Origin of the sequence: Silvimonas soli, from assembly GCF_030035605.1 — a bacterium.
GTDB lineage: Bacteria > Pseudomonadota > Gammaproteobacteria > Burkholderiales > Chitinibacteraceae > Silvimonas > Silvimonas soli.
On sequence record NZ_CP106736.1, the window covers coordinates 245,099 to 258,451 of the forward strand.

The 13,353-nt window shown below is 55.1% G+C and carries 12 protein-coding genes; 2 read left to right on the forward strand and 10 right to left on the reverse strand.

What is annotated here, in order from left to right; all coding sequences use genetic code 11:
* Positions 1–70 precede the first annotated feature (70 nt).
* The 9 genes from N7220_RS01060 to hemN all read right to left on the reverse strand — a co-directional run bounded on the left by N7220_RS01060 (position 71) and on the right by hemN (position 10,883).
* Positions 71–1,318 carry a PQQ-dependent sugar dehydrogenase gene (locus N7220_RS01060; RefSeq protein ID WP_283149622.1) on the reverse strand — a complete coding sequence of 416 codons (1,248 nt, stop codon included), beginning with the start codon at positions 1,316–1,318 and terminating at the stop codon, positions 71–73.
* A gap of 162 nt (positions 1,319–1,480) precedes the next feature.
* Positions 1,481–3,046 (reverse strand): SpoVR family protein, encoded by a 1,566-nt coding sequence (locus N7220_RS01065; protein ID WP_283149623.1) that lies wholly within the window; start codon positions 3,044–3,046, stop codon positions 1,481–1,483.
* Positions 3,047–3,078: 32 nt separating this feature from the next.
* Positions 3,079–4,353: a YeaH/YhbH family protein gene (locus tag N7220_RS01070; protein WP_283149624.1), complete on the reverse strand. Its 1,275-nt coding sequence runs from the start codon at positions 4,351–4,353 to the stop codon at positions 3,079–3,081.
* 91 nt (positions 4,354–4,444) lie between these two features.
* On the reverse strand, positions 4,445–6,367 hold the full coding sequence (locus N7220_RS01075; protein ID WP_283149625.1) for a PrkA family serine protein kinase: 1,923 nt from the start codon (positions 6,365–6,367) through the stop codon (positions 4,445–4,447).
* 322 nt (positions 6,368–6,689) lie between these two features.
* Positions 6,690–7,658 (reverse strand): GGDEF domain-containing protein, encoded by a 969-nt coding sequence (locus N7220_RS01080; RefSeq protein WP_283149626.1) that lies wholly within the window; start codon positions 7,656–7,658, stop codon positions 6,690–6,692.
* Positions 7,658–8,272 (reverse strand): hypothetical protein, encoded by a 615-nt coding sequence (locus tag N7220_RS01085; protein ID WP_283149627.1) that lies wholly within the window; start codon positions 8,270–8,272, stop codon positions 7,658–7,660. Before N7220_RS01085 ends, N7220_RS01080 begins: the two co-directional genes overlap by 1 nt.
* Positions 8,269–8,637: a response regulator gene (locus N7220_RS01090; protein ID WP_283149628.1), complete on the reverse strand. Its 369-nt coding sequence runs from the start codon at positions 8,635–8,637 to the stop codon at positions 8,269–8,271. Before N7220_RS01090 ends, N7220_RS01085 begins: the two co-directional genes overlap by 4 nt.
* Positions 8,638–8,717: 80 nt before the next feature.
* Complete coding sequence (locus N7220_RS01095; RefSeq protein ID WP_390901539.1) at positions 8,718–9,461, reverse strand: sulfite exporter TauE/SafE family protein; 744 nt, start codon at positions 9,459–9,461, stop codon at positions 8,718–8,720.
* A 24-nt stretch (positions 9,462–9,485) separates the two neighbouring features.
* The gene (gene hemN / locus N7220_RS01100) at positions 9,486–10,883 is read right to left on the reverse strand and encodes an oxygen-independent coproporphyrinogen III oxidase (RefSeq protein WP_283149629.1); all 1,398 of its coding nucleotides are present in this window, start codon (positions 10,881–10,883) and stop codon (positions 9,486–9,488) included.
* 217 nt (positions 10,884–11,100) lie between these two features.
* Here hemN and fnr point away from each other — a divergent pair, with 217 nt between their 5' ends.
* Both fnr and N7220_RS01110 read left to right on the forward strand, forming a co-directional pair.
* Positions 11,101–11,847: a fumarate/nitrate reduction transcriptional regulator Fnr gene (gene fnr, locus N7220_RS01105; protein WP_283149630.1), complete on the forward strand. Its 747-nt coding sequence runs from the start codon at positions 11,101–11,103 to the stop codon at positions 11,845–11,847.
* Between the two features lie 94 nt (positions 11,848–11,941).
* Entirely contained in the window at positions 11,942–12,568 is a 627-nt protein-coding gene (locus N7220_RS01110; RefSeq protein ID WP_283149631.1) for a hypothetical protein, read from the forward strand.
* 119 nt (positions 12,569–12,687) lie between these two features.
* Here the strand turns inward: N7220_RS01110 and N7220_RS01115 are convergent, their stop codons facing one another.
* Positions 12,688–13,242 carry a phasin family protein gene (locus N7220_RS01115; protein ID WP_283149632.1) on the reverse strand — a complete coding sequence of 185 codons (555 nt, stop codon included), beginning with the start codon at positions 13,240–13,242 and terminating at the stop codon, positions 12,688–12,690.
* Between the last annotated feature and the right edge of the window lie 111 nt (positions 13,243–13,353).

The following is a 13,353-nucleotide window of genomic DNA, read 5'->3' on the forward strand; positions in this document are numbered from 1 at the left end:
CGAATCCACCCTGCTTGATGCACGTCGTAGGGTGGATTCGGAGCAAAGCGACAATCCACCAGTCGGCAACTCAATGCATCTTGATCGGGGCCAGCACCAGCAGTGTGCCGTTGCGATCTTCGGTGATCCAGATCGTCCCTTCCCGATCAACTTTGATATCGGTTGGCGCGCCCATTGGGTGTTTACCCGGCGTGTCAGCCCAATCAGAAATCAATTCCTGATAGTCGCCTTGCGGCATGCCGTCTTTGCCAAAGCGATAAGCCACTAGCCGGTGCCCGTTATTGCGGTAGCCATGCCAGCCCATGATCAAACTGCCACGCCACGTGGCCAATGCGCCCGGTGCATCGTAAAAGGCCATGCCTAGCGGCGCAGCATGCCCGGGAATCAATCGCACGGGTTTGCTGAGCTTGCTGCAGTCGGCTTTGGCGAATTCCGGGGCGGCGACATTGTTATCGTAGCAATACGGCCAGCCATAATGGCCGCCCTGCTGGATCAGATTCAGCTCTTCGTGCGGCAGGTTTTCATCGTTGGTCATGCCCGGAATTTTGCGATTGATGTAATCGCGGCTGTTTTCGGCCTGCCACAACGCACCGGTATCCGGGTTGATTGCCAGCGCCATGGAATTGCGCAGCCCGCGTGCATACAACTCGCCCTGCCATTGGCCGTCTTTCTGCGTGTAATGCCAGATGGAGGCACGGGGATTCGGGGTTTCCATATCCTTGCACGACTGCAATACCGGCTTGCTGGCGTCAATCTGGCCTTCGCAGTTATCGGTGGCCGAACCGAAGTTCACAAACAACGAACCATCTTTGGCAAACACGAAGGTCTTGATCGGATGACGGCCATCGCCGGGCAAGTTATCCAGCACCGTGGTCAGCTTGGGGTTGGCGTCGGCGGGATTAAAACGACTGATCCGGTTGTCTTCACCAAGGTAAACCTGACCATCCGGCCCCAGTTGCAAGCCATGCGGGCGATTCAAGCCGCTCAGTAGTGTGATCCGGTCAAAACCGCCCTGCTTGCGTACCAAGCGGAACAACTGGCCTTTACCAGCACCCCAGCCGCCCATATCGGTGATGAGCACCGAACCATCGGCCATTGGCAACACGCCACGCGGCATCGGCATGCCAGTGGCAGCCAGGCCAACGCAGAAACCGGGAGCGGTTTTCAGCGGCAGGCGCGGGAAACCTTCGCAAGTGCCATCAATGGCATACGCAGTCCCTTCCACCGCCGCAGTTGCCGCGCCGCTTAGCAACATGCCTGTTAACAGACCGGCCAATGCTAGTGCCCGTCCACCCATTGCCGACTTCATGATTTTCATTGCCTGCTACCTTCGCGCTTGAATGACCGGATCATCTTAGTGCCAGCCGCGCGCCACTGCACACAACCGGGCCATATCGGCAAAAACAAAGAACCCGGAGAAAGTTTCTCTCCGGGTTCCGTCTAGTTGAGGTCGATTTTCAACCCCGTCGACAGTCAATCGTTAAAACGCACTGCCGCGTTTTTCCAGTTTGCAGTCGTAAGTCAGGATCACTTCGCCCTCTTCATCCACGCTCTCCAGCTTGACCGAGAATCCCCACAGCCGGGCGATGTGTTTGAGGACTTCGTGCACGCTATTGGCCAGCGGCCGGCGTTGATACTGGTAATGGCGCAAGGTCAGCGAGCGATCACCGCGCGTGTTGACGTTGTACACCTGGATATTGGGCTCGCGATAAGCCAGGTTGTACTGCGCCGCCAGCATGGTGCGGATTTCCGCATACCCGGCATCGTCGTGGATGGCCGAGACTTTCAGCGTGGCGTTTTCGTCGTCATCCAGAATGGCAAACAGGCGGAAATCGCGGATCAGTTTGGGCGATAGATACTGCGCCACAAAGCTCTCATCCTTGAAGTTGCGCATGGCAAAGTCCAGCGTTTTGCGCCAGTCCGTGCCCGCCATATCCGGGAACCAGCGGCGATCTTCTTCAGTGGGTTCCTGGCAGATGCGCTGGATATCGCGATACATGGCAAAACCCAACGCATACGGGTTGATGCCGTTGAAATACGGGCTGTCCACGCCTGGCTGCATGATCACGTTGGTGTGGCTGTGCAGAAATTCGAACATGGCCGAATCGGTAATCGAGCCGTTGTCGTACAACTTGTTCATCAGCGTGTAATGCCAGAACGTGGCCCAACCTTCGTTCATGACCTGAGTTTGCCGCTGCGGATAAAAATACTGCGCCACCTTGCGGATAATGCGGACAATCTCGCGCTGCCACGGCTCCAGCAGTGGCGCGAATTTCTCGACAAAATACAGCAGGTTTTCTTGCGGCTCTGCCGGAAAGCGCGACGGCGCTTCGGCGTGTTCTTCTTCAGCACGGCGCGGCAAGGTGCGCCAGATATCGTTGATTTGCGATTGCTGGTACTGATCACGCTCCGCCACGCGGGCCAGTTCTTTTTCCAGCGAGAGTTTTTGCGGACGCTTGTAGCGATCCACACCGTAGTTCATCAGCGCGTGGCAGGAATCCAGCAGTTCTTCGACCTTGTCTTCGCCGTGGCGCGCTTCGCATTCGGCAATATAGCGTTTGGCAAAGACCAGGTAATCGATAATGGCATCGGCCTCGGTCCAGGTCCGAAACAGATAATTGCCTTTGAAGAACGAGTTGTGCCCAAAGCTGGCGTGGGCAATCACCAGCGCCTGCATGGTCATGGTGTTTTCTTCCATGAGATAGGCAATGCAGGGATTGGAGTTGATGACAATCTCGTACGCCAGCCCCATCATGCCGCGCTGGTAATGCTTGTTGGTGGAGAGAAACTGCTTGCCGAAGCTCCAGTGGTTGTACATCACCGGCATACCCACCGAGGCATACGCGTCCATCATTTGCTCGGCAGAGATAATCTCCAGTTGGTTGGGATAAGTATCCAGCCCGAACTCGGCGGCGATGCGGGTGATTTCCTTGTAATACTTTTCGATCAGTTCAAAGGTCCATTCCGAACCGGTGGACAGCGGCTCGCGGGCGGGCGGTGAGGCCTCGAGCTCGCTGCGGCTTTTGCGACTGCGGGTAGTCGTCATGATGGTGAATCCTCTGCCGTTGCACTGGCCGGTCAGGCCACCGCTTTTTCCGGATGCTTGCGAAAGAGATCCCGGAACACGGGCCAGATCTCCGACGCATCCCTGATTCGACGCATGGCAAATTCTTTATGCGTCTGGGCCACCATTTCATATTCGTACCAGAGGTTCTGCGGCTCCCCTTCGGTTATTTCGACATAGGCGTAGTACTGCAGCAGCGGCAGCAAGGTATTTACCAGCAGTTCGCGACACTGGGGTGAGTCGGAATCCCAGTTATCGCCATCCGAGGCCTGCGCCACGTAGATATTCCAGTCTGATGACGGATAACGCGCCTCGATAATCTGCCGCGTGAGTTTGAGCGCGCTGGAAACCACCGTGCCGCCGGTATCGCGGGCGTGGAAAAACTCATCCTCGTTAACCTCATACGCCTGCGTGTGATGGCGGATGAACACCACCTCAATTTTCTCGTAAATGCGCGTCAGGAATAGATACAGGAGGATGAAGAACCGCTTGGCGATATCCTTTTTGTTTTCATCCATTGAGCCCGAAACATCCATCACGCAGAACATCACCGCTTGCGTAGTCGGCATCGGGTTGCGCGTGCGGTTGGAGTATTTAAGGTCGAACGGATCAATAAACGGAATCGCCGCTACCCGCGCCTTGAGCAGATGGATTTTCTCCAGCGCGGCTTTCACCACCGGATCGTGCTCACCACGCGTTTCCAGCAACTGGTCGAGGTCTTCTTGCGCTTCATTCAGCTCGCGCATCGGCTCGGCGGATAACGCAATCCGGCGCCCGAGCGCGCTGCGCAAGCTACGCAACACGTGAATATTGGTCGGCGTGCCGTCGCTGGTGAACCCGGCGCGGACCGATTTGAAGGTGATGGTTTGTGTGAGTTGGCGCTTGATCAGATTGGGTAGTTCGAGTTCATCAAAAAAGAAATTGAGAAACTCCTCGCGCGACAGATCAAAAACGAAGTCGTCCTCGCCACCGCCGCCCTGCCCGGAACCACCGCTGCCACCGCCCCCGCCAGATTCGGGTCGGCTGATCTGATCGCCGCGCAGATACTCTTTATTACCGGGAAAAACCCGCTCCCACACGCCACCAGCGGCGTGACCCAGCGTGGGTTCGTTGACGTCCCGAACGGGGATGGACACTTTCTCCCCGCGTTCGATATCGGTAATGGACCGATCCTTGACCGAGCGGGCCACTGCATCGCGAATCTGGGTTTTGAACCGTTTAAGAAAACGCTCCCTGTTGACTGCCGATTTGTTCTTGCCGTTCAAACGCCGGTCTATCAGATGATGCATAACGCCCCCGAGCGGGATTAACCCTTGCCGGAAACGCCAGCGCGCTGCTACTCGGCGCTGGTGCTCCCGGCCACCTCATCGATCTGCCTCGTCACGACGATTTGCGCACTCGCAGATACCATTCGCACAAGAGGCGCACCTGTTTGGGTGTGTAGCCCTTGGTGACCATGCGGTTCACAAAGTCCTCGTGCTTCTTCTGGTCTTCCGCACTGGCTTTGGCGTTAAACGAAATCACCGGCAACAATTCTTCCGTGTTGGAGAACATCTTCTTTTCGATCACCGTGCGCAGCTTTTCATAGCTGGTCCACGCCGGGTTTTTGCCGGCGTTGCTGGCCCGCGCGCGCAGTACAAAGTTGACGATCTCGTTGCGGAAGTCTTTCGGGTTGGAGATCCCGGCCGGTTTCTCGATTTTCTCCAGTTCATTGTTGAGCGAGTTGCGATCAAAGCTCTCGCCAGTATCCGGATCGCGGTATTCCTGATCCTGAATCCAGTAATCGGCAAAGGTCACGTAGCGATCAAAAATGTTCTGACCATATTCAGAGTAACTCTCCAGGTAAGCGGTCTGGATTTCCTTGCCGATAAACTCGACGTACTTGGGCGCCAGGAACTCCTTGATATAGGCGATGTAGCGTTGTTCCTGCTCTTGCGCGAACTGCTCGCGCTCGACTTGTTGTTCCAGCACGTACAGCAAATGCACGGGGTTGGCTGCCACTTCCTGGTGATCAAAATTGAACACGCGCGAGAGAATCTTGAAGGCAAAGCGCGTCGACAACCCGCTCATGCCTTCATCCACGCCAGCAAAGTCGCGGTATTCCTGCATGGATTTGGCTTTCGGGTCGACGTCCTTCAGGTTCTCACCGTCGTACACCAGCATCTTGGAATACAGACTGGAGTTTTCCGGCTCCTTGAGTCGTGACAGCACCGCAAACTGCGACATCATCTTGAGCGTACCTGGCGCGCATGGCGCGGCCGAGAGAGATGAATTACGCAGTAGCTTGTCGTAGATGCGCGTTTCTTCCGACACCCGCAGGCAGTACGGCACTTTGACGATGTAGATCCGGTCGAGGAAGGCCTCGTTGTTCTTGTTGTTGCGGAACTGCTTCCACTCCGATTCGTTGGAGTGAGCCAGAATCACCCCTTCAAACGGAATCGCCCCAAAACCTTCCGTACCCTTGAAGTTACCTTCCTGGGTAGCCGTCAGCAACGGGTGCAACACCTTGATCGGTGCTTTGAACATTTCCACAAACTCAAGCAAGCCTTGATTGGCCAGGCACAGACCGCCGGAATACGAATACGCATCCGGGTCATCCTGGGCGTATTTTTCCAGCTTGCGGATATCCACCTTGCCCACCAGCGAGGAGATATCCTGGTTGTTTTCATCGCCCGGTTCGGTCTTGGAAATGGCGATTTGCCGCAGTACCGAAGGATGACGTTTCACCACACGAAACTGGTTAATGTCGCCGTTGAACTCATGCAGCCGCTTCACCGCCCACGGGCTCGGAATGGTTTTGAGGTAGCGATCCGGAATGCCGTATTGTTCCTTGAGGATTTCGCCATCCTCATCGGCATTGAACAAGCCCAGCGGCGACTCGTTTACCGGCGAGCCTTTCAGGCAATAGAACGGCACGCGTTCCATCAGCTCTTTGAGCTTTTCCGCAATGGACGACTTGCCGCCACCCACTGGCCCCAACAGATAAAGAATCTGTTTCTTTTCTTCCAGCCCCTGCGCGGCGTGGCGGAAATATGCCACCACCTGTTCGATGACTTCTTCCATGCCATAGAATTCGCGAAACGCCGGGTACAGCCGCATCACCTTGTTCTGGAAGATGCGCGACGCTCGCGAATCCAGGCGGGTATCGACCATCTCCGGCTCGCCAATCGCCATCAACATGCGTTCGGCAGCGGTCGCGTAAACCGAGCGATCCTGCCGGCACAACTCCAGATATTCCTTTAGCGTGAGTTCTTCTTCGCGGGTGCGCTCGTATCTCGAGGCATAGTGATTGAACACGTCCATGACGCATCTCCAGCTTCGGTGGATTGGGATACGGCTGCCACGCGTCGCCAGGTGGGGTTTGAAACGGGTAGTCAAAGCAGCAAGGGGCGGCGCTGGACAACGAGGTGGCATCGCGCCCCCTCGCTTTTTGTTATAGACGAGGCTTACCGCAGATGAGTTCAGAATATCGCGAAGAATGTAACAGTAATTACAAGAAAAGCGCTTGCCGGTGCTGCAGTGCGCCGAAGCGCTTGAATTGGCGGGAGATTACCCGCCAGAAAGGAGAAATCGAGTGCGTGGATAGCGCAGAAAAATGACTGTGCAAAAAAGCAACAAGCGCAAATCAATCCGCGCCCAGTTCCTTGTCAACCATTTGCGCGCTGTAGAACGTCACGCGATTACGCCCGGCCCGTTTGGACGAATACAAGGCCAGATCGGCCTGGGCTTTTACGCGATCAACCTTGGGTGTGCCCGGTTCGTAAACTGCCACGCCCAGGCTGCCTGTGACGGCAATCGGCACCTCGTCGTAGCTGATCGGGCTTTCGGCAATGGCGCGCCGAATGCGCTCAGCTGCGGCAATAGCGCCGTCCCGACCCGTTTGCGGCAGCATTAGCAAGAACTCTTCACCACCGTAGCGTCCGAACACGTCGGTATCGCGTAGCACCCGGCGAATGCGCTCCACCACCTCGCGCAGCACTTCATCGCCGCCAAGGTGGCCGTGGGTGTCGTTGATCTGCTTGAAATGATCCAGGTCCAGCAGGATCACACTGAAGGTTTCAGCCTGATAACGCTCGACCCTGGCGATTTCATCCACCAACCGCGCTTCAGTAAAGCGGCGGTTGTAAACCCCGGTCAAACCATCGCGACTGGAGCTTTCTTCGAGCTTGGCCATCGCCTGCTTCAGCATGCTTTGGTAAACCGCCGCATCAGTCACATCCGAAACCGTGACCGCTACGGCGCTGACTTCACCTGTGGCTTCACGTACCGGCATGAACGTGCAGTTTTGCTGCATGAAATCAATGCCGCCAGTAATTGGCCGGTTGTGCCGGAACGGAAACAGCCAGGGGCGCTGCTCCCACGAGGTGAAGGCAAAGTTGTGCAGCGTAAATACGCCGTCCACCTTTTTGGCCAGCCACTTTTGCGGCAGGTCCGGGAACAGTTCAAACAGATTCTGCCCAATCGCGGCCTCGGCGCTCACGCCGCTGTGGTCTGCCATAAAGCGATTCCACAGTAAAACCCGGTACTGCTTGTCCACCGCGAAAATGCCAACACCGACTTCACTGATAATGAAATTGCGCAACGTCTCCAGCATTAGATGCTTTCCATGAACGCATCAAGCGCCTTTTTCAGTTGGGTGATGGATTCTTCCGGCATCAGCGTGAGCAAATGGCAGGTGAAATCGCGAATTTCCAGGGTGAAGCGCACCTGAATCAGCAAGGCGCAATCCCACGTCAATTGCTCGGGGTTAATCAGTCGGTCAACCTCGGCGTTTTCGGCAATCAGCGTAGGTGGCGAATATGAAAGTGGCGACAACAGTAGATCGGCAATGCCGTTCAAACATGCGCCGACCAGCACATTGCCGACATCAAGCAGCAACTCACGTTCGGTGGAGGCGCCGATCTCGTCTTCGTAGCCCATGAGATCAGCCAGGTTGCGACAGCCACGCTCGTCGTAGATCACCACGGCTTCGCCACGCAACATGCCGCTGAAAGACTGGCGCACTGCGGTAACGGCCAGCTCACGCCCGACGGTGTTAGCAATGGTTTCGGAGATATTGCTCGCATCCGCAAGGCAAATCCCCGGCACCGACAAATGCACAAACCCGCCCATGATTTGTGCCAGCAAAGCTCCCGCCCTGCCCATGGCGATGTTGGTTACTTCCTGCAGCGCATCGCGCTGGTCTTCGTTCAAAGCAATCGCAGTCATAGGTTGATCCCGTACTCGCGCAGAACAGCCTCAATGCTAACCGGATCGACAGGCTTTTTCACGAAAGCAGCCGCGCCCAGCGCCCGTACACGCTCGCGAGCGAGGGTCTGTACGTCGGCGGTAACGACGATCACGAAAGAGTTCAGGCCTTCTTTCTGCAGCGTTTCCAGGACGCCATAACCATCCAGATCTGGCATGGTCAGGTCAAGAAACATCACATCAGCCTTTCCATTTTTGTAAGCTTCAAGCGCTTCGAGACCATTGCTGGCCTGGGTGATTTCCACATCCCATTGCGGCGGCAACGCTTTGATCAGCATTTTGCGTGCGATAGTGGAATCGTCGACAACGAGGATCGGCGTGGGCATGCTGGGTTTTGACCTATTCAACGATGCTAAAGGCATAAGCTGACAGATTTTAGTTCAGTTACGTTGCACTGAATAGTCTGTCAAAGGACTATATGACTAAATAGCAGCAGTGAAACCAGGCGCCAGATACCAAACGACACAAATAACAATCCTGCCACAAGCCTGACCAAAGGCTTGCGCAACAGAAGGTTTGCACGCCCCGCCGCCTGGCCAATCAACAACAGGTTTGGCAGTGTTCCCAGCCCAAAGGCAAGCATTATCAGGGCCCCTCGAACGACACTGCCGCTAGCCAAAGCTGACAAGCTTGCGGTGTAGACCAAGCCGCAAGGCAACCAGCCCCATAGGCCACCGATAATAAACGTGTCTCGCCAGTGCCTGACAGGCAAGCGACGCGCCAGTAAGGGCTGAATTTTTCGCCAGACGGGCCGACCAACGGTTTCCAGCCGAGTCACCCAGGTCGACCATCCAGCCAGATACAAGCCCACCGCAATCAATAGCAGGTTGGCCAGTACAAACAGGACTACCTTGATCGACTGCAGCGAAACAAGCGCCGGCAACGAACCAATGGCACCGACCAAAGCCCCGATCAGCGCGTAACCGCCAATCCGGCCCAGATTAAAACCGAGGTGATAACGCAAGCGCGGACCTGGCGGCAACTGCAGGCTGAATGCAGCAACCACCCCGCCGCACATACCAAAGCAGTGACCACCGCCCAGCAGGCCGGCCACGAAAAAAGCAAGAAGGTCAAAATCGTGCAAATCAGAACCCTGGCAAAGAAAACAATCTGCGGCGGCCTCAAGGCCAGCCGCCACGGCGCGTTGCACGCCGCATGCCGGTCTGAGCTTACCTTAAACCAGGCGCGAATAGCTCGCTGCGGTGGTCTTCTCGCGCAGATGACGGTCGAACACCATCGCAATGGAACGGATCAGCATGCGTCCTTTAGGCGTGACCTCAATGCCCTCTTCGCTCAACTGCAACAAGCCGTCCTGCTCCATCTGTGACAGCCGCCCCATTTCGGGGGCGAAGTAGGTTTTGAAATCCAGTAACCAGGCGGTTTCAATCTGTCCAAAATTGAGGTTAAAGCGACACATTAATCCGTGAATTACCGAACGGCGCAGCAAGTCATCCATATTCAAAATATACCCGCGCTCAATTGGCAATTGATTACGATCGAGCATCTCGTAATACTCATCGATATTTTTTGAATTCTGAAAATACCCGGCCCCAACCTTACCAATTCCGGATACACCAAATGCCAGCAAATCAGATTCCGCGTAAGTTGAATAACCCTGGAAATTACGCTGCAAAGTACCACGGCGCTGGGCAATGGAAAGATCATCATCCGGCAATGCAAAGTGATCCATGCCGATATAAACGTAACCAGCGGCAGTCAATTTGTCGATGGCTGCATGCAGTATATCCAGCTTGGCCGATGAGTCGGGCAATGCGGCCGTATCAATGCGTCGTTGCGGCTTGAAGCGCTCAGGCAAATGGGCATAATTATAAAGCGCAATGCGGTCTGGATGGATGTCCAGCACCCGGTCGATGGTTTGCATGACACTAGCTACAGACTGGAACGGCAGGCCATAGATCAAGTCGATACTGACTGAACGAAACCCGGAAGCGCGCGCGGCGTCAATCACCTTGCGGGTCTGCTCTTCACTCTGAATCCGGTTAACGGCGCGCTGCACTTTCTCGTCAAAGTCCTGAACGCCAACACTCACCCGGTTAAAACCCGTTTCAGCCAGCAACGCTATTTTTGATAATTCAAGTTTGCGCGGATCAATTTCGATTGAATATTCGCCATCCGTCAGAATGTCGAAATTATCATTAATTGCGCGCATTAAAGTGGCTAGTTGGGTTTCCGGCAAAAAAGTCGGTGTACCACCCCCAAAGTGGATCTGGCCAACCTTCATTCGGTATGGCAATATATTTACGTGAAGCTGTATTTCTTTTTGTAGATACTCTGTATATTTAACTGCCTGTGATTCATCTTTGGTAATCACTTTATTGCAAGCGCAGTAATAGCAAATCGTATTGCAAAACGGCAGATGAAAATATAAAGAAGCAGGCTTGTCCGCCTCACCTACACGCGAATGCAACAGCATCTCGCGATAATCGGCAGTTTCAAGCTCGGCAAATCGGTCTGCGGTGGGATAAGACGTGTAGCGAGGGCCTTTGCCATCGTAGCGCTCGACAAGAGATCGATCGAATTCGACCTGCTGGATCAACGGTGTTGTATGCATTTGTCCTACCCCTAAAACACAGGGTAAAGATTTTGCCTACATCTGGGACATAGTTACTTGATCCAAATCAATACGACTCGCATGATGCTAGCATCTACTGCGAGGATACGTGACCTGGCTCAATAAGCGGCACAGAATTCGATGAAGCGGCACACAGGATTGTGTAAGGGTGCCGCTGCAATGGCGTAAAAATTTCAAGTCATAGTGGAACAACATCATGCTGTCACCAATTCAGTTACGCGAAACCGGCCTCAAGCAACTGCGGCACGCCTGCTCAAATTGCAGTTTGCGTGAACTGTGTCTGCCCATTGGCTTGTCGCCCGAAGAAATGCGACAAGTTGATCAATTGGTCAGCCAGGGCCGCCCCATCAAGCGCGGCGAAGCACTCTACCGTGCCGGTGAGCCGTTCCATGCACTCTATGCAGTGCGCCTCGGCTTCTTCAAAACCAGCATCGTTTCTGAAGATGGTCGCGAACAAGTGACCGGTTTTCACATGAATGGTGAGTTGATGGGCATGGATGCAATCAGCACCGACCATCACACTTGTGACGCAGTTGCGTTGGAAGATAGCGAAGTATGCGAACTGCCCTTTGCTGAAATCGAATCCATGTCGCGCCGTATTCCCAACCTGCAACGCCATCTTTACAAGATGATGAGCCGCGAAATCGTCCGCGATCATGGCGTAATGCTGCTGTTGGGCAATATGAAGGCAGAGGAACGGATTGCTGCGTTCTTGCTCAATCTCTCGCAGCGCTTTGCCTTACGTGGCTATTCGCACAGCAGCTTTCATCTGCGCATGACGCGCGAAGAAATCGGCAGCTACCTCGGCCTGAAGCTGGAAACGGTAAGCAGAACCTTATCGCGCTTCCAGGACAATGGTCTGATTCGAGTACAGAACAGGCTCATCGAACTGAAAGACACCGAAGGCTTGAAACAATTGATGAACAACTGTCAAAGCAATTGACTGCCTGATTCCAATGCTCACGCAAGTTTGCCTGGTTGCCCCAGCGGCGCTCGCATCCTCCATCCTTGGCCGCCTGGCGCGATCAGGATTGGGGGTGCCGGTATTTCCGGCAGAAACTCCAACTGCTTTGCCGCCTGCACCCACCCCCGACAGCACGTTGGTGTTGGTGAACCCGCAAGGGCTCGCGGAATATCTGGCATGGAAAAGCCAAGCCGATGCACAGGGCTGGCATCTGCTGGATATAGCCGGCAACTTGCAAAACCCCCTCGGGCAAATCTACGGCTGGATGCTCGCTGTCGGTGCAAAGCACAGTGACCTTGCAATAGCCGAACCCATCATTGCAGCGTTGTCGCCAGCCCTGCCCAACGCATGGCTTCACGCAGGCGGCCCCGGGGCTGGCGCGTTTTTGCAGACCACAAGCGGTGCCTGCCTAATGCAGTCTGGAGAGGTCTGGTTGTGGTTACAGCGCGCGTTGCAGCAACCCGGCAGCACGCCGTTTGATCTGCAGTCTTGGCAATACCTGGTTCACGGCGGTTTTGAGAAGCTGCAGCGAGAGGCGCGGGATTACCTGGCCCTCGACACCGAGCCGTTCACTCCATGGCACGCCGCGCAAAGTGGCCTCTTGCTCCAAGGTAGCTCTAATGCACTGGCGAGGGAGCTAGCACAGTGGCTGCTGATACTCCCAGTCGTCCCAAGCCCGTCCGCCGCAACCGCGTCCTGACACTTCAACAGCACAAGGCTAAGCCAGTATCGGTGGTGCGTTGGCAAAAAAAATGGCCCTCGTCAGAGGGCCATAATCGCAATCGGCAGATATGCGCTTTGAAACGTTAAAACATTTGCTCAAGCAGCTTTGCGACGACCGTTCGCCGCAGGCGCTGCTTTAGTCACATTCTGTACTACAGTGGCAACCCACTCTTCGCTCTGCTTGCGCGCAGCGGCTACTGTTGTGCCATAAGCGTCCAGCGAAGCCGCTACGCCATTGCGCAACACTTTGATGCCTTCGGCACCGGCGGGCGCTTGATCAGCGAATGCGTCAAATCCGGAAAGCACCTCATCGCCAGATTTTTTGACTTGCTGTTCGACCAATTCGCTCAAGGCCTGTTGGGTTGCTTGCGCAATGCCAATGGATTCACGCCATGCGGCAGTGGCTTTTTCAATTAGCGGCTCGACCAGGCCACGCTGTAATGCCAAAGCACCCTGCACATCTTTGGTCTGCGAGAAGGCTTTGATCGCCTCAACGTTATCGGCAGCCACAGTCTTGGCAAAGCCCAGCTGCACGCCCCACAAACGCTCCGCACCGGCCAGAAAGGTCTGTGCGTAATTCAAGGACCGCTCGATCCCGACTTGTTGAGCGCGGGAAAACTCTTCGGCAAAACGGTTGGAACCAAACGTCATGATCTTTCCTTTAGGATTTGTGCAACGCAACATCTGGAAGCATTGTGGCAGAACGCCGATACATGTCAATGCAATATTTGTGCGGCGCACAAAATAATCTTCAGACGAAAA

Excerpts from the sequence above, each read along its gene's own strand:
- N7220_RS01060 (WP_283149622.1), bottom strand. The coding sequence starts at position 1,318 with ATGAAAATCATGAAGTCGGCAATGGGTGGACGGGCACTAGCATTGGCC.
- N7220_RS01065 (WP_283149623.1), bottom strand. The coding sequence starts at position 3,046 with ATGACGACTACCCGCAGTCGCAAAAGCCGCAGCGAGCTCGAGGCCTCA.
- N7220_RS01070 (WP_283149624.1), bottom strand. The coding sequence starts at position 4,353 with ATGCATCATCTGATAGACCGGCGTTTGAACGGCAAGAACAAATCGGCA.
- N7220_RS01075 (WP_283149625.1), bottom strand. The coding sequence starts at position 6,367 with ATGGACGTGTTCAATCACTATGCCTCGAGATACGAGCGCACCCGCGAA.
- N7220_RS01080 (WP_283149626.1), bottom strand. The coding sequence starts at position 7,658 with ATGCTGGAGACGTTGCGCAATTTCATTATCAGTGAAGTCGGTGTTGGC.
- N7220_RS01085 (WP_283149627.1), bottom strand. The coding sequence starts at position 8,272 with ATGACTGCGATTGCTTTGAACGAAGACCAGCGCGATGCGCTGCAGGAA.
- N7220_RS01090 (WP_283149628.1), bottom strand. The coding sequence starts at position 8,637 with ATGCCCACGCCGATCCTCGTTGTCGACGATTCCACTATCGCACGCAAA.
- hemN (WP_283149629.1), bottom strand. The coding sequence starts at position 10,883 with ATGCATACAACACCGTTGATCCAGCAGGTCGAATTCGATCGATCTCTT.
- fnr (WP_283149630.1), top strand. The coding sequence starts at position 11,101 with ATGCTGTCACCAATTCAGTTACGCGAAACCGGCCTCAAGCAACTGCGG.
- N7220_RS01115 (WP_283149632.1), bottom strand. The coding sequence starts at position 13,242 with ATGACGTTTGGTTCCAACCGTTTTGCCGAAGAGTTTTCCCGCGCTCAA.